This window comes from Streptomyces sp. NPDC059994 (assembly GCF_042737755.1).
Lineage (GTDB): Bacteria > Actinomycetota > Actinomycetes > Streptomycetales > Streptomycetaceae > Streptomyces.
In genome coordinates, this window is record NZ_JBHWUR010000017.1 from 22,408 (window position 1) to 45,090 (window position 22,683).

Genomic DNA, 22,683 nt, shown 5'->3' on the forward strand with positions numbered 1-22,683 from the left:
CCCTCCGGCGGGTGCCGCCGGAGGTCAGTCCTCCTCGATCAGCCAGGTGAGGATGTCGGGCAGCGCGTGCAGGGCGTCGAAGTGGGCGGCGGCCGGCTCCAGGACGGCCGTGGCGCCCGGGATGCGTTCGGCGAGCCAGCGGGAGTGGCCGACCGGTGAGAACACGTCCTTCACGCCGTGCCACAGCAGTACCTCGCCGGTGATGTCGGCGGGGTCGAACCCCCAGGGGCCGCAGAAGGCGAGCGCGTCGTCGATCCATCCGTACGCCGAAGTCCGCAGCGCCTCCTGGTAGTTGCGCAGCAGCATGGACCGCACCCCGGCGTCGTTGACCACCATGCGGTCGGCGTGGGTGAGGTCGCGGCGCAGCTCGTCCAGGAGCTGGATGGGGTTCCGGCGGATCTCGTCGGAGCGCGGGATGAGCCGGGCGGCGAACTCCTCGGGGTTGACCGACGCGGTGGTGAACTCCTCCACGTTGTAGGCGGTCATCCCGTCGAACCAGTCGAGCCCGGCCGCGTCCCGGGGCGCGAGCGTGACCAGCGCGGCGGTCCGGGTGACCCGCTCGGGCAGCAGGGCGGCGCACGCCAGCGCGTGCGGGGCGCCGCCGGAGCGGCCGACGACGGCGAAGCGTTCCAGGCCGTAGCTGTCCGCGATCGCCTTCACGTCCTGGACGACGTCGGCGACGCTGCGGCCCTCCAGCCGGTCGGAGCCGCCGTAGCCGGGCCGGTCGTAGGCGATCAGCTGCATCCGGCGCTGGTAGAGCACCATGCCGCGGGGTGCGGGGCCGAGACGGCTGCCGGGGGTGCCGTGCAGCAGGAAGACCGGGCTGCCCCGCGGGTCCCCGAAGCGCTCCACCGTCAGATGCCGCCCGTCGGCCGCGCGCACCCGACCGCGCACTCGTGCCCCCTCCGCTAGTGGGTCGCGATACCGATCGCCGGGACCGTCCTCGTACCGCCCATACCGGTTGTCGGATACAGGCATCGACTGTTGCGGCATTCCCCTCCCGCCCGCGTTTTACCCATTCAGTGGAGTGTGACGGGGACTCCCCCTGGGACGGAAGCGGAGTTACCGTCGAAGTACACGTCCGATTCGGACCCTTGGGGGCCGTGATGGTCGAGGCATTGGTGGCGACGGCTGTGGCCGTCGGATCCGCCGGCATCGTGTATGTGCTGGCGGCGGCCCGGGTCGTCAAGCAGTACGAACGCGGTGTGGTCTTCCGGCTGGGCAAACTCAGGGGATCGGTGCGCGGCCCGGGCTTCACCCTGATCCTTCCGCTCGCCGACCGGCTCCACAAGGTGAACATGCAGATTGTGACGATGCCCGTCCCGGCGCAGGACGGAATCACCCGCGACAACGTCACGGTCCGGGTGGACGCGGTGATCTACTTCAAGGTGGTCGACCCGGCCGACGCCGTCATCCAGGTCGAGGACTACCGCTTCGCGGTCTCCCAGATGGCCCAGACCTCACTGCGCTCGATCATCGGCAAGAGCGACCTCGACGATCTGCTCTCCAACCGAGAAAAGCTCAACCAGGGCCTGGAGTTGATGATCGACAGCCCGGCCATGGGATGGGGCGTGCAGATCGACCGGGTGGAGATCAAGGACGTCTCGCTGCCGGAGACGATGAAGCGCTCGATGGCCCGTCAGGCCGAGGCCGACCGTGAGCGCCGGGCGCGGGTGATCAACGCGGACGCGGAGCTCCAGGCGTCGAAGAAGCTGGCCGAGGCGGCCGGGGTGATGTCGAAGGAGCCCGCAGCCCTCCAACTGCGGCTGCTCCAGACGGTGGTGGCGGTGGCGGCCGAGAAGAACTCGACGCTGGTCCTGCCGTTCCCGGTGGAGCTCCTGCGGTTCCTGGAGCGGGCGGCCCCGCCGCAGTCAGTGTCGGCGCCTGCGGCGGATGCGCCTGCGACGGATGCTCCGGCGGCGGATGTGCCCGTGGTGGACGTGCCTGCGGCGGACGTGCCCGAGCCGGAGGCTCCTGGAGCGCAGGCTCATTCAGAGCTAGGAATAGAAGCTCCACCAGCGGAACCGCCTTCGATTCCATGATTGCGGACGGAGCCGCACCCGTGAACACCCGAACGGGTCGGTCGGCCTCGTCTGCGTGTGTGGGGCGGGCCGGAGCCGTTGGGGACGCTCAGGCGCCGGTCCCGGCCCCGCCCACCGCGCCGGCTTCGAGCGGGCCGCCCTCCGCGCGCTCGTCCTTCTTGCGCAGCCAGGCCATGACCAGGGTGACCACGGCCCCGCCCACCGCCCAGGCGGAGAGCACCAGGAGCGGGCCGGTGACCGCGTTGCCCCGGAAGTACGCGATGGAGCGCGCCACCCAGGTGCCGGCGCCCGGGGGCAGCGCCGGGCCGATCGCCTTCCAGAACGGCGGCAGCAGCGGATACGGATAGGCGCCGCCCGCGCTCGGGTTGCCCAGGACGACGACGACCAGGATCGCGAGGCCGATGCCGATGATCCCGGCGAGGCCCTGGAAGGCCAGGGTGGTGGCGCCGACCGCGAACACCACCAGCGCGCCCAGGCCCGCCAGGCCCAGGTAGCTGCCCGGCAGCGCGCCGAGCACCGGCCCGATGATCAGCGCGCCGAGCAGCCCGGCGGCGATCGAGTACACCGCGAGCGCGGCGAGCCGGATCACCGCCCGCTGGATGTTGGCGGGCCGGGCGCCATGGCTGATCGCCAGGATCGCGGCGCACAGATAGCCGCCCACACACCAGCCGACGACCAGGTAGAACGAGGACAGGCCCCGGGCGTCGTCCCGGTGGGCCGGGGCGACGTCGACCACCTTCACGGTGCGCTGCTCGGCCTTCTCGATCGCGGTGACGACCAGCTCGACGGCCTGGGAGAGGGACGCCCCGCCGCCGCCCGCGACGAGCAGGGTGTCGGTGGTGGACCTCGGGTCGACGATCAGCGCGCCGTCGATGTCGCGGTCGCGCAGCTGCCGGGTGGCCGCGGCCAGGTCCTTGACCGCGCGGGCGTCCAGCGCGCCGCCGGGGACCGCGTTCAGCCGCTGCACGGCCTGGGCGCTGATCTGTGCGGGCGCGACCACCCCGAACGGAACGTCCTTCGGCCTGGGGCTGTGGAAGGCCCCGGCATAGGACGCGATGAACGCGACCATCAGCCCGAGTACGCCGGTGACCAGCAGCGCGGCCCGTACGGTGACGGCGCTCTTCACCTCGTCGACGAACGTCATGCCCCTCACCCTCCGGGGCACGGCAGGGCGACGCAGTCGGGGCTGGGCCGAATGGCTGACTGGCCCCGGAGCTGGTCGCGCGCACTGACCGCCCGTTCATCCGTCGTACGTACGTTCGAAAATTGGTCTATGGTGAAGGAGGGGGAAGTGAGAACGATTGGTCCAGGAGGTGCGGGTGCCCGGTTTCACGCATCTGCGCACCGTTTCGGGTTACTCCCTGCGGTACGGGGCTTCCCACCCGGAACGGCTGGCCGAGCGCGCCGCCGAACGGGGGATGGACGCACTCGCTCTCACCGACCGGGACACCCTCGCCGGCGCCGTGCGCTTCGCCAAGGCGTGCGCCGCGGCGGGGGTGCGCCCGCTCTTCGGCACCGACCTCGCCGTCCCGGAACACCTCCTCGGACAAGCGAAGGGGCAGACGGGAGGGGCCTCCGCCGCCCGGCGTCCGCGCACCCCGGTGCGGGGCGGCGCCTTCGTCGACGAGTCGGCGCCGCGCGCCACCTTCCTCGCCAGGGACGGCGCCACCGGCTGGGCGGAGCTCTGCCGGCTGATCACCGCCGCCCATACGGCCGCCGGACCGCCCGTCCTCTCCTGGTCCGCGCTGCCCGCCGACGGACTCACCGTGCTGCTGGGACCCGCGTCCGAGGTGGGCAGGGCGCTCGCGGCCGGCCGCCCGGACCGGGCCGCGCACCTCCTCGCGCCGTGGCGCGAGCTGTACGGCGACGCCCTGCGCCTGGAGGTCGTGCACCACGGGCGCGCGGGCACCGGGCCCGGCTCGCTGCGGCTCGCCGCCCGCACCCTCGGCCTCGCCGCCGAACAGGGCGTACCGGCCGTGCTGACCAACGCCGTGCGGTACGCGGACGCCGGGCTCGGGCCGGTCGCCGACGTCCTGGACGCGGCCCGCCGGCTCGTCCCCGTCGACCCGCGCCGGGGGCTGGACGGCGGCGAGCGCTGGCTCAAGGACCCGGCCGCCATGGCCCGCGCCGCCGACCGGGTCGCCGAGGCCGCCGGGTTCCGCCGGGACGCCGCGCACCGGCTGCTCGCCACGACCGAGGAGACCGCCGCCGCGTGCCTGGTCGACCCCCGGGGGGAGCTGGGCCTCAAGACGTACAGCTACTTCCCCGAGCCCCATCTCGTCGGCGCCGCGGACCGCACCCCGCAGCGGGTCCTCGCCTCCCGGGCCGCCGCCGGCATGGTGCTGCGCGGCTACGACACCGACCGCACGTACTGGGAGCGGATGCACCGGGAGCTGGACGTCATCGCCTTCCACGGCTTCGCCGCGTACTTCCTCACCGTCGCCCAAGTCGTCGACGACATACGGGAGATGGGCATCCGGGTGGCCGCGCGCGGCTCCAGCGCCGGGTCGCTCGTCAACCACCTCCTCGGCATCGCCCACGCCGACCCCGTCGAACACGGCCTGCTGATGGAGCGCTTCCTGTCCACCCGGCGCTATGTGCTGCCCGACATCGACATCGACGTCGAGTCCGCCCGCCGCCTCGACGTCTACCGCGCGATCATCGGCCGCTTCGGCACCGAACGGGTCGCCACCGTCGCCATGCCCGAGACCTACCGGGTCCGCCACGCCGTACGCGACGTGGGCGCCGCGCTGTCCATGGACCCGGCCGAGATCGACCGGATCGCCAAGTCCTTCCCGCACATCCGGGCCCGGGACGCCCGCGCCGCGATGGCCGAGCTGCCGGAGCTGCGCGAGGTCGCGGCGGAGCAGGGGCGGCACGGGAGGCTGTGGGAGCTGGTCGAGGCGCTGGACGGGCTGCCGCGCGGGATCGCCATGCACCCGTGCGGAGTGCTGCTCTCGAACATCACGCTGCTGCGCCGCACCCCGGTGGTGCCGACCAGCGGCGAGGGGTTCCCCATGTCCCAGTTCGACAAGGAGGACGTGGAGGACCTCGGGCTGCTCAAACTGGACGTCCTCGGCGTACGGATGCAGTCGGCGATGGCGCACGCGGTCGCCGAGATCGGCCGCACCACCGGCCGGAGGCTGGACCTCGACGACCCGCGCCAGGTGCCGCAGGGGGACCTGCCGACCTACCGGCTCATCCGCTCCACCGAGACGCTCGGCTGCTTCCAGATCGAGTCGCCGGGCCAGCGCGATCTGATCGGGCGGCTGCAGCCCTCGACCTTCCACGACCTGGTCGTGGACATCTCGCTCTTCCGGCCGGGACCGGTCGCCGCCGACATGGTCCGGCCGTTCATCGAGGCGCGCCACGGGCGGGCCCCGGTGCGCCACCCGCACGAGGACCTGGCGGACGTACTGGGGGAGACCTACGGCGTGGTCGTCTTCCACGAGCAGCTCATCCGGATGGTGGCCGTACTGACCGGCTGCGACCGGGCCGAGGCCGACCAGGCCCGGCGCGCCCTCTCCGACCCCGAGTCGCAGGAGAAGATCCGCGTCTGGTTCGCCGCGCGCGCGGCCGAGCGCTCGTACACGCCCGAAGTGATCGACCGCACCTGGGAGATCATCAAGGCCTTCGGCTCGTACGGCTTCTGCAAGGCGCACGCCGTCGCGTTCGCCGTGCCGACCTACCAGTCGGCCTGGCTCAAGGCCCACCACCCGGCCGCCTTCTACGCCGGGCTGCTCACCCACGACCCCGGGATGTACCCCAAGCGTCTGCTCCTCGCGGACGCCCGGCGGCGCGGGGTGCCCATCCTGCCGGTGGACGTGAACCGGTCGGCGGCCGCCCATAGAATCGAACTGGTGTCCAATTCCCGGATCTGGGGGCTCCGGCTCGCGCTCGCGGACGTCCAGGGGATCAGCGAGGCCGAGACCGCCCGGATCGAACAGGGGCAGCCCTACTCCTCGCTGCTCGACTTCTGGCGGCGGGCCAGGCCGAGCCGCCCCGTCGCCGAACGGCTCGCCCAGGTCGGCGCGCTCGACGCGTTCGGCGGCAACCGGCGCGACCTGCTGCTGCACCTCGCCGAACTCCACCGCGCCCAGCGGGCGGCCGGGTCCGGCGGCGGCCAGCTCCCGCTCGGCGACGGGCGGCGGACGGCCCGCGCCGGACTGCCCGACCTCGACGAGGCGGAACGGCTCAGCGCCGAGCTGGGCGTCCTCGGCATGGACGCGTCCCGCCATCTGATGGTGGATCACGAGATGTTCCTGAAGGAGCTGGGCGTGGTCTCGGCCAAGCGGCTGCGGGACGCCGGGCACGGCGAGACCGTCCTGGTCGCGGGCGCCAAGGCGGCCACCCAGACCCCGCCCATCCGGTCCGGCCGGCGGGTCATCTTCACCACGCTGGACGACGGGACGGGCCTGGTCGACCTCGCCTTCTTCGGCGACAGCCACGCCGCCTGTGCTCACACCGTCTTCCATTCCTGGCTCCTGCTGGTACGAGGGGTGGTGCAGCGGCGCGGCCCGCGCAGCCTCAGCGTGGTGGGCGCCGCGGCCTGGAACCTGGCCGAGCTGGTCGAACTCCGCCGCGAGGGCGGCCTGGACGCGGTCTCCGCCCGCCTGTCGACCCCGGCGCCGGCGCCGGTGCCGGTGCCGGGGCCCGACGGCGAGGGGGCGCCCGGGGAGGAGCCCGACGGCGGGCGCCGTATCGAACTGTCCACGGGGTACCGGCTGAACCCCTGGGCCGACCTCCAGCCCCCCGGCGAACGAGCCGCCACCGGCCGGAAGTTGTGGCACCAGAGCCCGGGGAGCGCGGGATGATCCTCTGCGTTCGATTCCATGTGCCTCCTGTGCCTCCGGTGCCTCCTGTGGCTCCGGTGGCTCCGGTGCCTGAAGGGTCTGCTGCCGGTGGTACGGGTGGTGCCGGATCTGCGGGTGCGGGCGGTGGGTGTGAGGCCGCGCTCCCCGCGCTGCTCGCGGTGCTCGGCGGCCTCACCCCGGTCGTCCAGGCGCTCCCGCCGGACGCCGCGCTCGTCGATGTGCGGGGCGCCGAGCGGTACTTCGGGTGGAACGCGGCCCAGCTCGCCTCCGTCATCCGGGTCAGGGCGCTCGCCCACTGCGGAGTGGACTGCACCATCGGGGCCGGGCCCAATCCCATGCTGGCCCGGATGGCCGCCCGGGGTGCCCGGCCGGGCACGACCCTGGCACTGTCCCCGGACGAGGTGACGGAGTTCCTGGCGGACAAGCCCGTCGCCGCGCTGGACGGGGTCGGCACCGCGACCGCCCGTACCCTCTGCTCGTACGGGCTCGACTCGGTCGGCAGGGTCGCCGCCGCCCCGCTCGCCACCTTGCAGCGGATCGTCGGGGCGCGGTCCGGGCGCGAGCTCCACGAACGGGCCCGAGGCATCGACCGCACACCCGTCGTGCCGAACGCGGCGGCCCGCTCCCTCGGTGCCGAACGCTCCTTCCCCCGCGACGAGTTGGACCCCGACCGCCGACGCCGTGCGCTGCTCTCCCTCACGGAGGAGCTGGGCGCCCGGCTGCGCGGCACGGAGCAGGTGTGCCGCTCCCTGACGCTCACCGTCCGGTACGCCGACCGGTCCACCACCACCCGTGGCCGCACCCTGGGCGAGCCCACGGCCCACTCCCCGGCGCTCACCGCGCTGGCGTACGCGATCCACGAGTCGCTCGGCCTCCAGCGAGCCCGTGTCCGGGGCATCTCCCTGCGGGCCGAGGGGCTGACGCCCGCCCGACTGGCCTCCCGGCAGCTGACGTTCGACCCCACGGACGACCGGGCCCGCCGTATCGAGGCGGTCGCCGACCGCGCCCGCGCCCGCTTCGGCCCGGCCGCGATCGTCAGCGCGGCGACGGCAACCGGCCCGGGGGCAACCCCCGTCGGCACCGCGAAACCCCCTGGCGCCCTGGCCGACGCGGCCTGAGTGCGGCCCGGTTCGGCCGCGCCGGGGCGGGCCGCGGCCTCGCCCCGTTCCGTAAGGGGCCGGGTGGGAGAGCCGAGCGCGAACAGCGACACGGCAGTTTTTACTGACGCGTAACTTCACTCTCAGGCTACTGGTGCGTAATTTGGCGAGCGAACAGCACTTGTGGTCCGGATCACAGGGTGTGTGTCCCCCGCAACTCCCCTTGAGCCGCAAGGAGATCGCTCGATGCTGTCCTGGAAGCCCCGCCGCGCCTGGAAACACCTGCTCAGACCGCTGGCGGCGCTGCTGCTCGCCGCCGCGGCCACCGCCGTTCCCGCCACCGCCGCGCACGCCCGGTCCGCCCCCAGCAGCGGCTGGAACAACTACTCCTGCAAGCCCTCCGCCGCCCATCCCCGCCCCGTCGTCCTGGTCCACGGCACCTTCGGGAACTCGGTCGACAACTGGCTGGCCCTCGCCCCGTACCTCGCTCACCGGGACTACTGCGTCTTCTCCCTCGACTACGGCCGGCTTCCGGGCGTACCGCTCTTCAACGGTCTCGGCCACATCGACAAATCGGCGGAACAGCTCGCCGGTTTCGTAGACAAAGTGCTCACTGCGACCGGCGCCCCCAAGGCCGATCTGGTGGGGCACTCCCAGGGCGGCATGATGCCGCGCTGGTATCTGAAGTTCCTGGGCGGCGCCTCCAAGGTGAACACCCTGGTCGGCATCGCGCCCGACAACCACGGCACCACCCTGCTCGGCCTCACGGCGCTGCTGCCCTACTTCCCCGGCGCCGCGGACCTGCTCAACCTCGCCACCCCCGGCCTCGCCGACCAGGTGGCCGGGTCGCCGTTCCTGGCCAAGCTCAACGCGGGCGGCGACACCGTTCCCGGAGTGCACTACACCGTCATCGCCAGCAAGTACGACGAGGTGGTCACCCCGTACCGCTCGCAGTTCCTGAACGGACCCGACGTCGACAACGTCCTCATCCAGGACAAGTGCGCCCTCGACCTCTCCGAGCACGTGGCCATGGGGCTCGTCGACCGCATCACCTACCACGAAGTGGTGAACGCGCTCGACCCCGCGCACGCCACGCCCACCACCTGCGCGTCCGTCATCGGCTGAGCCCACGCTCCCCGTAGAGGGCAACGGCGAGGCCCCTCCACCTACGAAGTAGGTTGGAGGGGCCTCGCCTTGTGGGGTGTGGCGGGTGGATCAGCGGCCGTGGCGGCCGCCGGCCGGTGCGGCCTTGCGGCGGACGGTCAGGAAGAGGAACGCGGCACCCGCGGCCAGGGCGGCCACACCGCCGAACGCGAGGTACGGGGTGGAGCTGCTCCCGCCCGTCTCGGCGAGGTTCTCGGTACGGACCGAGCCGTTCTGGGCCGGAGCCGCGGCCACACTGTCGGTCCGCGGCTGGTTGCCGGACTGCTCCTTGCCCGCGCCCTGCCCGCCCGGCTGCCCGCCGCTCCGCTTCCCGCCCTTGTCGGCGGCCTGCTGCGCCGGTGCGCCCGCGCCCGTACTCGCGTCGTCGTCGCCGTGGCCGTGGTGCTCCACCGTCGACTTGGAGGCGCCCTCCTCGACCTGCTGCTGGGTCGGCGCCGAGGCCGTCGGGGCCGGGGCGGATCCGGTGCCGCCGCTGTCCTTGCCGAACACCACGTCGGAGCAGGTGTAGAAGGCCTCGGGGCTGTCCGAGCGCTGCCAGATCGAGTAGACGAGGTGGCGGCCCGACTTGGCGGGCAGGGTCGCGTCGAAGACGTAATCGCCGTTCCGCATCGACGGGTTCGTCACCTTGGCGAACGGCGCGGACTCCAGGTCCGACCACTTCAGCGGCTTGGTGGGGTCGTAACCGTCCTTGGTGACGTACAGCTCGAACGTGCCCTTGTGGGGAGCCGTGCCCTTGTAGTGGAAGGCGTGGCGCCCGGCGGTCAGCTTCGTGGACGGCCAGTCGGCGCGTGCCAGGTCGAGGCCCTTGTACTTGTCGTTGCCCGCGCTGCAGAGCTTGCCGTCGGGGATGATCTGCTTCGACTTGCCCGCCGCGTTGGCGATGTTGACCGCGTTCCAGTCGTAGAACGCCTGGGTCCCACTGGCGGCGACGGCCGCCTTGCAGGCGGCCGAGCGGGGGCTCTCCGGCCCCTCGGCGTAGCAGGCGGAGACCCGGCTGACCGGATCCGTCATCGAGCCGTGGGCAGCGGCAGAACCGGCGGCGAGCCCGGTCAGCGCGAGCGGCGCCATGGCCAGGGCGGCGACGGTGGCGGCCTTGCGACGAGCGGTCATCGTGACGTTCTCCTTCGGTGCTGCACGGGGTGGGCGTGGAGCACGCTAGCCGCCGAGAACCGCGAAATCGGCTGCTGGGAGCGGGTGATGGCGATCTTTATGGTCGCGTTAAGGACCGACTGAGAGACGGTTAAGAACGGCCCGCCCCGGGGCGGGAGGCGGCGGCCCCCACCGGGCGCGGGGCGGGCCGTCCCGGGCACGAAAGCGGCCCGCCCCGGACATGAGGCGGGCCGTCCCGGGTCGTAACGCGCGCGTACTGCTCGCGTACTCGTCGAGTCGCTACTAGTCGAGCAGCGCCGTGAACCTGCCCAGCTTCGCCAGGAGTTCCAGCTCGTCCAGGGCCTGTACGGCGCGGGCCGCCGCGTCCGGGTCGTGGTCGGCCAGGCCGCTCTCGGCGAACTCGTCCTCGTCCAGGCGGAGCACGGTGCCGCCGTCGGCGGAAATCCAGAGGTCGAGGTCCAGGTCCTCGACGACCACCGCTCCGTCGCGCACCGCGGCGGGGCGGGTGATGTCGCAGTACCAGCCCTTGAGCGACGCGTCGGCCGCCCGTACCTCCTTCACCGCGTACCAGCGGTCCCGCCAGTAGTGCTCGGTGAAGACGTCGCCCGGCTCGAAGCGTACGAAGCCGAAGTCGCGGACGCCGTCGGCCGCCCAGGGGGCGCGGACCGTGAGCCGGACGCCGTCGTCGGCCACCACGGACGCCGGGTAACCGATCTTCGTACGGCCGGACTTGACCAGGGTGACGGTGAGGAGGGAGCCGGGCTCGGCCGAGTTCGCGGACATAACGTGTCTCCGTAGCGCAGATTTCGTAGGGACCAGTTGTTGATCGCCGGCATCAGGCCGTTGGCGGCGTCGTTGCCGGAGTCGTTGGCGGTGAACGCATCGGTGCAGTCGGAGCCGCGGTCACGGTGGCCGCGGTGGACCTGGACGCCGAGGAAGGCCTGTCCGGACGGTCACGGTCATGGAGTCGGACGTTACGCGTGGGGGCACGGCGGGTGCCTCCCATTTTCGCCCCGGGCGGGGGAGGGGCAGAATCGGCGTGTGACCCTGAAGATTGTCATTGACCAGGAAGCCGCGAGCGCGCCGTACGAACAGCTGCGGGCCCAGATCGCCGAGCGGGCCAGGGCGGGGGTGCTGCCCGTGGGGTACAAGCTGCCCACGGTGCGCGGCCTGGCCGAGGAGCTCGGGCTCGCCGCCAACACCGTGGCCAAGGCCTACCGCGCACTGGAGGCGGACGGAGTGATCGAGACGCGCGGCCGTAACGGCACGTTCGTCGCGGCGGCGGGCGGCGCGGCGGAACGCCGGGCCGCGGCGGCAGCCCGCACGTACGCCGAGGAGGTGCTGCGCCTGGGCCTCAGCCGCGAGGCGGCGCAAGCGGCGGTGTCGGACGCGGTGCGAGCGGTGTACGGCGACTGACGACCAACCCTCGGCCGCACCCCTCAGCCGCGAGCCGCGAGCCGCACCCCTCAGCCGCGAGCCGCGAGCCGCACCCCTCAGCCGCGAGCCGCGAGCCGCACCCCTCAGCCGCGAGCCGCGAGCCGCGCCCCTCGGCCGCGAGCCGCACCCCTCAGCCGCAAGCCGCGAGCCGCGCGCTCCCAACAAAAATCAGCCCCGGACAAGTACAACCTCGTACAAGTACAGCCCCGTACAAGTACACCCCCTTACAAATACAGCCCCGCGTCCGCGCTCTCCCGGGGGTCCGGGACGCTCGGCGGTGTGGTGCCGCGGCGCAGGGCGAACAGCTCGGCCAGGGTGGCGCCCTCGCGGCTGACGCCTTCCTCCGTGCCCAGCCACGTCACCGCCTCGCGGCGCGTCATCGGGCCCACTTCGATACGGGCCAGACAGCGGCCGGGGCGGACGACCGCGGGGTGCAGGCGCTCCAGGTCCTCGTTGGTGGTGACGCCGACCAGGACGTTGCGGCCCTGGCCCAGCAGGCCGTCCGTCAGGTTCAGCAGGCGCGACAGGGCCTGCCCCGCCGTGTGCTTGGCCTCGCCACGGATCAGTTCGTCGCAGTCCTCCAGCAACAGCAGCCGCCAGCGGCCCTTCGCCGAGCCGTCGTCCTCGCCGATCGCGATGTCCATGAGATAGCCGACGTCGTTGAAGAGGCGCTCCGGGTCCAGTACGCAGTCCACCTGGCACCAGTCGCGCCAGGAGCGGGCGAGCGTGCGCAGCGCGGACGTCTTGCCGGTGCCCGGCGGGCCGTGGAGCAGCAGCAGCCGGCCCGCGATGTCATCGGGGGTCACCTTCATCAGATGGTCCATCGCCTCGGCCACCGGTGCCGTGTAGTTGGGGCGGACCTCCTCCCACGTACCGGCCGCGATCTGGCGGGTGGTGCGGTGCGGGCCGCGGCGCGGCGAGACGTACCAGAAGCCCATCGTGACGTTCTCCGGCACCGGTTCCGGCTCGTCCTCCGCGCCCTCGGTGGCCTGCTTGAGCACCCTCTCGGCGAGGTCCTCGCTGGTCGCGGTCACCGTGACGTCCGCGCCCCGGTTCCAGCGGGAGACGAGCAGCGTCCAGCCGTCGCCCTCGGCGAGCGTGGCGCTGCGGTCGTCGTCGCGCGCCGCGCGCAGCACGGTCGCACCCGCGGGCAGCAGGCTGACGCCCTTCTTGACCCGGTCTATGGAGGAGCTGTGCGAGAAAGGCTGCTCGCCCGTGGCGAACCGGCCGAGGAACAGCGCGTCGACGACATCGGACGGGGAGTCGCTGTCGTCCACGTTCAGCCGGATCGGCAGCGTGGCTTCAGGGTTCGCGGACATGGCTTCCATGATCCGGCAACACGTCCCGCCGTGCACGGTGTTTTGTCCCGTTGGGCCGGGGCGGGAACCGGAGGCGGGGGGCGGGACGTTCCATGAGTGTTCGGTTGAAAAACGTCCGAAAGGCCATCCCCGTCGATAGGCTGGATCGTGATGCGTCGTCATGTATGGGCTCCGGCCGCCCTGCTCGGCCTGGTCGCGGCCGTGCTCGCGCTGGTCCTCGCCATGAGGGGCTCCACGGGCGGCCCGTCCGAAGGCAAGTCCGGCTCCGGCGGCCCCACCGGCCCCGCCCGGGACGACCCCGAGCTCGGCTGGGGCTTCACCCACACCCAGTTCAGCGCGGACAGCGGCACCACCGAGGCCGTCGCGCGCGCCCGCAAACTGCTTGCCGGGCAGTCCCTGCCGCAGGACCAGGCGATCATGGGCTGGGGGGCGGGCAACCCGGAGCCGTCGCCGGGTGTGTACGACTTCTCGGACCTCGACCGGCGCATCGCCTTCATCCGCTCCACGGGATCCACCCCCGTGATCACGCTGTGCTGCGCGCCCGACTGGATGAAGGGCGGCAAGGCGGGCGCGGATCACACGGACTGGAGCCTCAAGTCCTTGGAGTCCGCGCCCCTTGCGTCGCACTACCAGGACTTCGCGGACCTCGCCGCGACGGTCGCCGGGCGCTACCCGGACGTGCGCCACTTCGTGGTGTGGAACGAGTTCAAGGGGTTCTTCGACGAAACCAGCCAGCGCTGGAACTACGAGGGGTACACACGGCTGTACAACCTCGTCCACGACGAGCTGAAGAAGGTCAACGAGGACAACCAGGTGGGCGGCCCCTATCTGGTCATGGACAGCTACGCTCCGGCGGACACCCAGTTCGCCTCCGAGCTCAAGGGGCCCTGGGGATCGGTCGACCAGCGGGTGCTGGACGCCTTCACCTACTGGAACGCGCACAAGAAGGGCGCCGACTTCGTGGCCGTCGACGGCGCCGGGTTCACCCGCGACAACCAGGCGCTGCCCGACCCGTTCACCGCGCTCGACAAGTTCACCGACGTCGGCCACTGGCTGCGCGAGCACTCGGACGGACTGCCGCTGTGGTGGACGGAGTACTACGCGGAGCCGGAGAACTCCGGCTGGAGCGAGCAGCGCCGGGTCGCCGCCCAGGCCGCCGCGATGATCGCCATCGTGCGCGGCGGGGCGACCACCGCGTTCTACTGGAGCCCGCAGCAGACCACCGCGCAGTGCCCCGGCTGTCTGTGGAAGCCGACCCAACTGGCGGACGGGGGAGAGGCGTTGCCGGTGTACGGACTGGTCTCCCGGTTCGCCAAGGAGTTCCCGCCCGGCACGCGGTACGAGAAGGCCGGGAGCGCCGTCGAGAGCACCGGTGACGACATATCGGGGATACGGGTGCTGGCGAGCGGCAAGTCCGTCCTCGTCGTCAACACCCTGGACCGCCCGGTTCAGGCCCGTGTCGACGGCCGGTCCGTTCCGCTGGCCGCCTACGAGGTGCGCTGGCTCGACCGCTGATCCGGGGCGTCCGGAGCAACGCCCGCGCCGGATCCCGCGTCCGTCCCCGTCCCCGCCCGCAGCAACCCGTACAGCTTCACCGCCGCGATCACCGCGATCACCGCGAGGCTGGACACCTCGGCGATGCCCACTCCCGTCAGACCCATCGGCGGGAGCAGGGCCAGGGTCGAGCCGAGCACCAGGAGGCACAACGCGCCCTGGAGACAGGCGAGCCCGGCGGTGCGGCTCCGCGCGCGCAGCACCGCGAAGTACAGCTCGATCACGACCCTGAGGGCGGCCCCGGTCACCAGCAGGCGCAGCAGCGGCGTCGCGTGGTCCGCGTACCCCTGGCCGAAGACCCCCAGGACCAGCGGTGCGAGGACGAAGAGCACGGCACAGATCGGCACCACGATCTTGGCCATCCGGACCAGCGCGGCGCGCGCGTTGCGGCCGAGGCGGTCGGGGTCGTGGGCGCCCTCGACGGTCAGTGAGGCGCCCATGTTGATGGCGAGGAGTTCCACGGTGCCGCCGATGGTGGCGGTGATGTAGAAGTACGCGTTGTCGGACGAGCTCACCTGGGAGGCCACGATCACCGGCACCAGATAGACCACGGCGAGGGCGAAGAGCGAGCCCGTGCAGTCGCCCGCGAGGAAGCGGCCGAGCTCGCGGTAGCCGGGCGGCCGTGCGGTCGCGGCGGTCAGTTCCACATGGCGGGGCACGAGCCGCCGGAACACCAGCCAGCCCAGCGGCAGTACGGAGACCGCGATCGCCGCCACCCAGGAGACGAAGACGCCCGTGGTGGGCAGCGCGGTGGCGATCGCCACCAGGAGCAGGAGTTTCACCGTGGAGAAGGCGGTGTTGCCGACCGGCACCCAGAACGCGCTGCGCAGCCCGGTCAGCACCCCCTCCTGGAGGGTGAGGACCGCCCAGGCGACGACGGCGGCGACGAAGCCGAGGCCGTGCAGCGAGCCGTGCAGAAAACGGTAGGAGGGGCCCCAGACGTTCAGCGTGAGGAGGAAGACCACGGCGGCCACGGCCACGACGACGGCGCCGGCCGCGTAGGTGCGGAACACCAGCCTGCCGGTGGCCGCGCCCGACACCGGGATGTACCGGGCCAGGGCGCCGGTCAGGGTGAGTGCGGCCATCCCGGCCAGGAACTTCATCGCCGCGATGGCCGCGGACCCCTGGCCGACCGCGTCCTCCGTGTAGTACCGCGCGGCCACCAGCCAGAAGCCGAGGCCGAGGACCGCGCTGATACCGGTGTTGACCATCAGGGCATAGGCGTTCCGGAAGAGCGGGGTGCCGTCACCTTTCTCCCGGGCATGCGCCCCGCGCCGCCGGGCCGCGGTCGTCTCGGCCACCGTCGCCGCTCACCCTCCGGCCAGTGCGCGCCCGGCCTGCCGTCCCCGGCGGACCATCGCGTACCCCTTGGTGAGGACGCGGTCGCGCGCGAAGGTGCGGCCGATGGCGCGCCCCTCGACCAGCCGCTCGAACTCCTCGATACCGGTACCGCGCCGTACGGTGACCCGCTCCAGGGCGTACGGGCCCTGGCGGCGCCGGGCGAGTGCGTTGCCGACCGCCAGAGCCTGGGCGAACCCGGCCGCGCGGACGGTCCGGCGCACCCGGCGGCTGGAGTAGCCGTACGGGTAGGCGAAGGAGGCGGGCCGGGTGCCGAGCTCCTCGGTGACGATCTCCTTGCAGCGCAGGGTCTCGAACCACAGCCGGTCGTCGGTGAGCTGGTCGAGCTGCGGGTGGGTGTGGCTGTGGCCGCCGATCTCCGTGCCGGCCGCGGCCAGTTCGCGCACCTGGTCCCAGTCGAGCATGGTGTCGAGGGCGCCGCCCTCCTCGTGCGCGCCGCGCAGCCAGCCGGTCGAGACGAAGAGGGTGGCGGCGAAGCCGTGTTTGACGAGTACCGGCAGGGCGTGCCGGTGCACGCCCTCGTACCCGTCGTCGAAGGTGATCAGGACGGGGCGCCTCGGCAGCGCTCCCGCGGTGCGCCACGCCTGCGCCAGCCCGGCCGTGGTGAGCGGGGTGAAGCCCCGGTCGGCCAGCACGTCCATCTGCTCGGCGAACGCGTCGGGGGAGACGGAGAGCCCGTAGGCCGCCTCGGCCGGGCGGTGGCCCACCGCGTGGTACATCAGGATCGGCACGGGCGCACTCACGCGGCCTCCTCCTCGTTCCCGGCGTTCCCGGCCGACCTGTCCGCGCCCGGCTCGGCTCCGCCAATTCTGCTCCGGTCCGGCTCGCGCCCGTCCCGCTCGGCTTCAGCCGGTTCATCCGCCCGCGTTCCGGCCTCCGCCGTCGCCGCGATCGGGGCGACCTCGAAGGCCGTCGCGCCCCGGCGGGCCCGCAGGCTGCCCAGCAGATAGCCGGCCGCGGCCACCGCGACGCCCGTCACGATCGCGCCCGCGCGCCCCGCCCCGCCCGCCCGTCCGAGCAGCGCGTCGCGCAGCCCCCGTACGACACCGGCCGGAAGCACCCTCGTCGTATAGCGGCGCTCCGACTCCAGCCCCCTGCCGGCTCCCACGCTCCGGGCGACCAGCGCTTTGGAGAGGCCCTCGGCGTACGTACGCGTGCGGAAGTAGCCGAACTGCTCGCGGGCGGGCGGGACGCGGTGGTGGATCACCGCGCGGTCGTCGATCAGGAGCACCGCGTCGGGCAGGGCCCGTGAGAGCCGGATGCAGAGCTCCGTCTCCTCGCAGCCCAGCGGCCGTTTGTCGCCGTCGCGGCCGATGCCGGTGGCGAAGCCCCCGGCCGCGTCGAACGCCGTGCGCCGGAAGGAGGCGTTGCCGCCCAGGACGTTGCGGACCCGCACCCGGCCGGGCGGCAGGCCCCGGTACGTACAGCCCACCACCCAGTCGAACTCCTCGGGGAACCAGGCCGGCCGGCGTCCGCAGGCCCAGGCGGGCTCGGTGCGCCCGCCGACCGCCATCACCCGGGGGTCGGCGTATCCCTCGTGGAAGTGCCGCAGCCAGTCGCGCTCGGCCACGGCGTCGTCGTCCAGGAAGGCCACGAACGCGCCCCGCGCCGCGGCGATCCCGGTGTTGCGGCCGGCCGAGAGGCCGCGGGGGCCCGCGTTGGCGAGCACCCGCACCTCCCCGTCCGCCGCGCACTCCTTGTACTCCCCGCCCAGCCGTTCGAGCAGCGCCGGGTTGTGGTCCACGACCAGCAGGGTCTCCAGGGCCGGCCGCGACTGGTGGCGCACCGAGGCGACCGCCGCGAGGATGTCCTCCCAGCGGTCCTCGGTGTACACGCAGATCACCACGGAGAAGTCGCGTGTCTGACGATCGGTCAAGATGCTTCTCCTCGCCTGGCGTTGAGGCCGGTCACCTGCGGCCGACGGTGGCTGCGGGGCACGGCCTTCTCCCTGAGGATCACCTTGAGCACCCGGATGCCGTCGCGCACGGCGCTGAGGTTGGAGACGCCGTGGATCCGGTTGTACTCGTGACTGGGCACCTCCTGGACCCGCAGACCGGCCTTGACGATCCGGATGTTGATCAGGGTCTCTATCTCGAAGCCGCTGCAGTCGAGGACGATCTTGTCGAGGCAGTGCTTCCAGAAGGCGTTGTAGCCGTAGCAGAGGTCGGTGTAGCGGGCGCCGAACTTGCGGTTGACGATGGCGCACAGGGCCCAGTTGCCGAGCTTGCGGACGGGTGTCATGTCGTCCGTGCCGCCGCAGTTGGCGAAGCGGGAGCCCTTGGCGAAGTCGGCGCCGCCGACCAGGGCGGACACATAGCTGACGATCTCCTCGCCGTGGGCCGAGCCGTCCGCGTCGACCATCACGATGATGTCGCCGGTGCAGGCGGCGAATCCGCTGATGAGGGCGTCTCCCTTGCCCTTTCCGACCTGCTTGACGACCTTGACGTCGGGCCACAGTTCACGGGCGACCTGCACGGTGTCGTCGGTGGAATTCCCGTCGACCAGGACGACTTCGTGGATCCAGTCCGGAAGTGTCCTGAAGACGTACGGGAGGTTTTCCGCCTCGTTCATGGCGGGGATCACGACGCTGACCGGCGGCGCGATCGCGAGATTCGGCGAGACCGCGCGGTAGTGCGCGGAAAAGGCCGGTATTCGGGCGGCGGAGTCATCGGCCGTCGCGATCAACGCGGGGCCGTCCGCCTCCCGGCCCGGCAATTCGGCCGATGGATCTTGTTCCCGGCTGTCCGGGCGCACAAAAGAGCTCACGAGTCTCTGACCCTCTCGTCCGGTGGACCGCCCGCCCCCGGGCGGTCCGGAAGTGTGTCCGGTTACGAAAGGGGGGTTCTCACCCCGGTCATGACGGGCTGGCATTCCGCCATGAAGGTCTTGCATTCCGTGCTGTGTGGGTGAGCTGGCTTTGCTGGCCGCGCGGCCCGCGACCGGTCGACGACGACGCACGAAGACCGAGCACGGTACCCCCCTAGCGCGCCCCGCCCCGGCACACCATCGCGACGCTTGAGCCCTCCCCTGGAGCCGCTTTGCATGATGGACCGATGCGGGTGGATGTAAGACGGTATTGATGATTGGGACTGTATGGCAAGACCTTGGAGCGTGGCCTCACGTTTTCGGGTTTTTGACCGTTCTCGACCGGTCATTTGTGGAGTTATTTACTCCTGTTCCCGCCAGGAAAAGAAGAAAGCTGATCAAGGCGACCGCCATGATCTCGCCACGTACGGACCGGACATGGGCGGCCGCCGTGATTTCGGCGATCACCAGATCGATGAATACCGCCCCGGAGAACGACGCCACCGCGCGGGTGAGCGGTTCCAGTCGGCGCAAGGAGAAAAACAGCGCCTCGGCGGGCGCGGCGATCAAGAAGAACAGCGCCAACGGGGCGCGCAGCGGCGAATCCAGCGGAATGTACGCGAGTACGGCACCGGCTCCGGACACGGCGAGCGCGGCGCCGCTCGCGACCGCCGTCAGGTCCGCGTGAACCGATGGCCTGTCATGTCGCGGACCCCGTGGGGCCGATGCCGTCCGGGCCACTCTGATCCTCTGTGTGGGTGAGCGAGGTTTCAATGTGGCGCACCCCCAGGAGGCCGTCAAGGCAAGGGGCGTGCAGGTGAACTTCCGTGCAGCGAAGGTCAATTGACGGAAACTCAGGGTCAGGGGTTCCCCCGTTGGAGCGGATTTCTGAAAGTTCTTGGCATGTCCACTTCCGGTGATCCCTACTCGCTGGTACGACATCTGTGGCGGATATCCCGCACTAGGAGGCCCCCACATGAAGCTCTCCCGTATGACGGCCTATGCGTCGTCGATCTTCCTGGCCGCAGCCTTCGCCCTCACCGGGGCAGGCGTGGCCAACGCCGCTACCCAGGCCACAGGCACCGACTACGTGGCGCTCGGCGACTCCTACTCCTCAGGAGTGGGAACCGGTACGTACGACAGCTCCAGCGGCTCCTGCAAGCGCTCGCCCAAGGCCTACCCGTCCCTCTGGGCGGCGTCCCACGCCCCCGCCTCGTTCGCCTTCACCGCGTGTTCGGGCGCGGTCACCGACGATGTGACCGCCAAGCAGCTCGGCCCGCTCAACTCCTCCACCGACCTCGTGTCCATCACCATCGGCGGCAATGACGCGGGCTTCGCCGACGTCATGACCACCTGCGTCCTGAACTCGCAGTCCACCTGCATCAACCGCATCAACCAGGCGCGCACCTACGCCGACACCGTCCTGCCCGGAAAGCTCGACTCCGTCTACAGCGCGATCAGAGCCAAGGCGCCGAACGCCCATGTCGTCGTCATCGGCTACCCGCACTTCTACAAGATCGGCGGCAGCTGCTTCGGCGGGCTGAGCGACACCTCGCGCGCGGCGATCAACGGCGCGGCGGACGAGCTGAACACCGTCACCGCCAAGCGCGCGGCCGACCACGGCTACACCTTCGCCTCGGTCGTCCCGTCCTACGTCAACCATGAGATCTGCTCCAGCAACTCCTGGCTGAACAGCCTCGTCTGGACCAACATCGGCGAGTCCTACCACCCGACCGCCGCCGGTCAGTCCGGCGCCTACCTGCCCACCTTCGCGGGCGTCGCCTGATCCCGGGCCGACGTCACTCAGCCGGCGGGTGAACCCGAGCCACCGCCCGCCGGCGCCGTGTACGAGGAGGAGGCCCTGCCCGTCGGGGTCTTCTCCGTACAAGTGACCGCGTAGGAAACGGAGTTGGAGTTCGCCGCGACCGGCGAGCGCACCTCCAGCCGCACCGCGTTGTGGACCGTCTCGCCGGCCTCGAACCCCGACTCGATGTGCTGCACCTGTCTGCTCCTGGCGTCACCGGGCCCGAAGCTCAGCGTCTTCCAGCCCGGGTCGGACGACTCCCCGGCCGCCGTCACCCAGCGGTACTGGACGTCCACCGGCGTACGGCCCACGGTGAAGGTGGCGACCACGGCCGGAGCCGCACCGTCCGGCGGCGGGCACGTTCCCTCGTAACGTCCGCGAACACTCTGGAGGGAGACCTTCACGGACTGCGCGGGCGCCGACGAGCTGCTTGGGCTGGAACTGGGGGTGCCGGTGGTGCCCGTGGTGGCGCTCGGGGCGCTGTGGCTCCTGGTGGCCGCGCTGCTGGTGTGCGGCGTGGAGTGCGAGACCGGGCCCGGTGCGGAGGGTGTGCCCGCGTCTTTGTCGCCTCCTGCGCCGTCTCCGCTGTGCGCCAGGGCCCACGCGAGGCCGCCCAGTGCGAGCAGCAGGATCAGGGCTCCGGCCAACAGCACGGCGCCCGCCTGCCTTTGGCGGCCCGTCGAGGGCTCCGAGGTCCGCGGTCCGTACGCTCCCGGCGCCACCGGGAGCGGCAGCGGCGGCGTCCGGCCGTGGCCCGGCGTCCCAGAAGTGACCGTCGGCCCGTACGCCCCGGGGTGCGGCGGCGGAACGTCCCGTACCTCACCACCGGCGCCCACCACGCGCAGCTGGTGCTCGGCCTCCTCCGGCGACAGCCGCTCGGCCGGGTCCTTGCGCAGCAGCCCCCCGATCACCGGGGCGAGCGCGCCCGCCCGGCGCGGCGGCGGCAGCTCCTCGTCGACCACGGCCCGCAGGGTGGAGAGCGGGGTCGCCTGGCGGAACGGCGAGCTGCCCTCGACGGCCGCGTACAGGAGCACACCCAGTGACCACAGGTCCGACGCGGGCCCCGGCGTGCGCCCCAACGCCTGTTCGGGGGAGAGGAATTCGGGCGACCCGATCACCTCGCCCGTCAGGGTGAGCGTGGAGGTGCCCGCCACCATGGCGATCCCGAAGTCGGTGAGGACCACCCGGCCGTCGTTGGCGAGCAGCACGTTGGCGGGCTTCACATCGCGGTGCAGCACCCCGGCGTCGTGCGCGGCGCGCAGGGCCGCCATGATCTCGGCGCCGATGTGCCCGGCGCGCTGCGGGGACAGCGGCCCGTCCGCCTCCAGTACGTCGGAGAGTGAGAGTCCGCGCACCAGTTCCATCACGATCCAGGGGCGGCCGTCGTGGGTCGCCACGTCGTAGACCGTCACCACATTGCGGTGCGAGATCCGGGCCGCGGCCCACGCCTCCCGCTCCAGGCGTGCGTACAGCCGTTGTTCGTCGGGGGAATCCAGCCCGGCCGGCGCCCGGACCTCCTTGACCGCGACCTCGCGCCCCAGCACCTCGTCGCGCGCCCGCCACACCTCGCCCATGCCGCCGCGGCCGAGCGGGGACAGCAGTCGGTAGCGGCCCCCGATCACGCGCTCTTCACTGCCCGGCACTTCGCTCACTGGCGGGCCTCCTCGGCGAGGGCGCGACCACAACGGCGGATCCTCTCCACGTTAGCTCAGGTCAGCGCGGTAGCGGCCCCCTCGGACGCGTTGTCCAACTCGCCCTGGAATCAGGCATATTCAGAGAGTAATCGGCGCCTCGTGTCAACCCCTTCCCGGGAGAGGTGAATCCCACCACCGGGATACACGAGTGTGTTGCGAGGGCGATAGGGTTACCCTGCCCGGGGCCGGGTGCCCTCGTATGGGTGGGGAGTGACATGGAACAGATAACAGTGCGCAGCAGGGCGCGAGTACCTGCCATCACCTGCGGGAGCAGTGCGACCAGCTCGCGGCTCGACCGCCATCTCTCGGTGCTGGGCGGCCCCGCCGTCCCGCTGCGGGAGTCGGCCGAGGCGACTTTGCTGATGCGTGAACTGACCTCGCGTGACGTCGCGCACAGCCGGAGGAGCAAGAGCGCCCGCGTCTCGCTCTTCGCCCCGCTGCGGCGCCTTCGCCGCTCGCTCTTCGGTAGCCGCGGCTGAAGCCA

18 protein-coding genes and 1 pseudogene are annotated in these 22,683 nt (G+C 72.0%); 8 read left to right on the top strand and 11 right to left on the bottom strand.

Annotated features, from left to right (window positions below; genetic code table 11):
• Positions 1-24 precede the first annotated feature (24 nt).
• Positions 25-894: an alpha/beta fold hydrolase gene (locus ACFWA7_RS11990; protein WP_385535638.1), complete on the bottom strand. Its 870-nt coding sequence runs from the start codon at positions 892-894 to the stop codon at positions 25-27.
• 212 nt (positions 895-1,106) lie between these two features.
• Between ACFWA7_RS11990 and ACFWA7_RS11995 the strand changes: the two genes are divergently transcribed.
• Positions 1,107-2,042: a slipin family protein gene (locus ACFWA7_RS11995; RefSeq protein ID WP_385822601.1), complete on the top strand. Its 936-nt coding sequence runs from the start codon at positions 1,107-1,109 to the stop codon at positions 2,040-2,042.
• 88 nt (positions 2,043-2,130) lie between these two features.
• On the opposite strand, the gene ACFWA7_RS12000 is transcribed toward ACFWA7_RS11995, so the two are convergent.
• Entirely contained in the window at positions 2,131-3,186 is a 1,056-nt protein-coding gene (locus tag ACFWA7_RS12000) for a DUF3533 domain-containing protein (RefSeq protein WP_385535636.1), read from the bottom strand.
• A 175-nt stretch (positions 3,187-3,361) separates the two neighbouring features.
• On the opposite strand from ACFWA7_RS12000, the gene ACFWA7_RS12005 reads away from it, so the two are divergent.
• From ACFWA7_RS12005 to ACFWA7_RS12015, 3 genes are all read left to right on the top strand, one after another.
• On the top strand, positions 3,362-6,856 hold the full coding sequence (locus ACFWA7_RS12005; protein ID WP_385822603.1) for a DNA polymerase III subunit alpha: 3,495 nt from the start codon (positions 3,362-3,364) through the stop codon (positions 6,854-6,856).
• A complete protein-coding gene (locus ACFWA7_RS12010; protein ID WP_385822605.1) occupies positions 6,826-7,974 on the top strand; it encodes a hypothetical protein in 1,149 nt (382 codons plus the stop codon). Before ACFWA7_RS12005 ends, ACFWA7_RS12010 begins: the two co-directional genes overlap by 31 nt.
• 225 nt (positions 7,975-8,199) lie before the next feature.
• Positions 8,200-9,078: an esterase/lipase family protein gene (locus ACFWA7_RS12015; protein ID WP_385822607.1), complete on the top strand. Its 879-nt coding sequence runs from the start codon at positions 8,200-8,202 to the stop codon at positions 9,076-9,078.
• A gap of 90 nt (positions 9,079-9,168) precedes the next feature.
• Here ACFWA7_RS12015 and ACFWA7_RS12020 read toward each other — a convergent pair whose 3' ends face one another.
• Both ACFWA7_RS12020 and ACFWA7_RS12025 read right to left on the bottom strand, forming a co-directional pair.
• Positions 9,169-10,227 carry a lytic polysaccharide monooxygenase gene (locus ACFWA7_RS12020; RefSeq protein ID WP_385535628.1) on the bottom strand — a complete coding sequence of 353 codons (1,059 nt, stop codon included), beginning with the start codon at positions 10,225-10,227 and terminating at the stop codon, positions 9,169-9,171.
• A 282-nt stretch (positions 10,228-10,509) separates the two neighbouring features.
• Positions 10,510-11,010 carry a DUF402 domain-containing protein gene (locus tag ACFWA7_RS12025; protein WP_385535626.1) on the bottom strand — a complete coding sequence of 167 codons (501 nt, stop codon included), beginning with the start codon at positions 11,008-11,010 and terminating at the stop codon, positions 10,510-10,512.
• 258 nt (positions 11,011-11,268) lie between these two features.
• Here ACFWA7_RS12025 and ACFWA7_RS12030 point away from each other — a divergent pair, with 258 nt between their 5' ends.
• Complete coding sequence (locus tag ACFWA7_RS12030; RefSeq protein WP_385535624.1) at positions 11,269-11,643, top strand: GntR family transcriptional regulator; 375 nt, start codon at positions 11,269-11,271, stop codon at positions 11,641-11,643.
• A gap of 245 nt (positions 11,644-11,888) precedes the next feature.
• On the opposite strand, the gene ACFWA7_RS12035 is transcribed toward ACFWA7_RS12030, so the two are convergent.
• Positions 11,889-12,983 (bottom strand): DUF5925 domain-containing protein, encoded by a 1,095-nt coding sequence (locus tag ACFWA7_RS12035; RefSeq protein ID WP_385535622.1) that lies wholly within the window; start codon positions 12,981-12,983, stop codon positions 11,889-11,891.
• A gap of 150 nt (positions 12,984-13,133) precedes the next feature.
• On the opposite strand from ACFWA7_RS12035, the gene ACFWA7_RS12040 reads away from it, so the two are divergent.
• Complete coding sequence (locus tag ACFWA7_RS12040) at positions 13,134-14,498, top strand: xylan 1,4-beta-xylosidase (protein ID WP_385822609.1); 1,365 nt, start codon at positions 13,134-13,136, stop codon at positions 14,496-14,498.
• A gap of 8 nt (positions 14,499-14,506) precedes the next feature.
• On the opposite strand, the pseudogene ACFWA7_RS12045 reads toward ACFWA7_RS12040, so the two are convergent.
• From ACFWA7_RS12045 to ACFWA7_RS12065, 5 genes and pseudogenes are all read right to left on the bottom strand, one after another.
• Positions 14,507-15,748 (bottom strand): annotated as a pseudogene (locus tag ACFWA7_RS12045) (lipopolysaccharide biosynthesis protein); the annotation flags it as partial.
• Positions 15,749-15,847: 99 nt separating this feature from the next.
• On the bottom strand, positions 15,848-16,615 hold the full coding sequence (locus ACFWA7_RS12050; protein ID WP_385822666.1) for a polysaccharide deacetylase family protein: 768 nt from the start codon (positions 16,613-16,615) through the stop codon (positions 15,848-15,850).
• A 20-nt stretch (positions 16,616-16,635) separates the two neighbouring features.
• The gene (locus ACFWA7_RS12055; protein ID WP_385822612.1) at positions 16,636-17,772 is read right to left on the bottom strand and encodes a glycosyltransferase family 2 protein; all 1,137 of its coding nucleotides are present in this window, start codon (positions 17,770-17,772) and stop codon (positions 16,636-16,638) included.
• Positions 17,769-18,662 carry a glycosyltransferase family 2 protein gene (locus ACFWA7_RS12060; protein WP_385535616.1) on the bottom strand — a complete coding sequence of 298 codons (894 nt, stop codon included), beginning with the start codon at positions 18,660-18,662 and terminating at the stop codon, positions 17,769-17,771. The genes ACFWA7_RS12055 and ACFWA7_RS12060 overlap by 4 nt, the downstream gene beginning before the upstream one ends.
• Positions 18,663-19,013: 351 nt before the next feature.
• Positions 19,014-19,442, bottom strand: coding sequence for a hypothetical protein (locus ACFWA7_RS12065; RefSeq protein WP_385822614.1), 429 nt, complete (start codon positions 19,440-19,442; stop codon positions 19,014-19,016).
• Positions 19,443-19,677: 235 nt separating this feature from the next.
• Between ACFWA7_RS12065 and ACFWA7_RS12070 the strand changes: the two genes are divergently transcribed.
• Positions 19,678-20,487 (top strand): SGNH/GDSL hydrolase family protein, encoded by an 810-nt coding sequence (locus ACFWA7_RS12070; RefSeq protein WP_385822616.1) that lies wholly within the window; start codon positions 19,678-19,680, stop codon positions 20,485-20,487.
• Between the two features lie 17 nt (positions 20,488-20,504).
• Here the strand turns inward: ACFWA7_RS12070 and ACFWA7_RS12075 are convergent, their stop codons facing one another.
• Positions 20,505-22,157 (bottom strand): serine/threonine-protein kinase, encoded by a 1,653-nt coding sequence (locus ACFWA7_RS12075; protein WP_385822618.1) that lies wholly within the window; start codon positions 22,155-22,157, stop codon positions 20,505-20,507.
• A gap of 257 nt (positions 22,158-22,414) precedes the next feature.
• On the opposite strand from ACFWA7_RS12075, the gene ACFWA7_RS12080 reads away from it, so the two are divergent.
• Positions 22,415-22,678 (top strand): hypothetical protein, encoded by a 264-nt coding sequence (locus tag ACFWA7_RS12080; RefSeq protein WP_358837533.1) that lies wholly within the window; start codon positions 22,415-22,417, stop codon positions 22,676-22,678.
• The last annotated feature ends 5 nt before the right edge of the window (positions 22,679-22,683 follow it).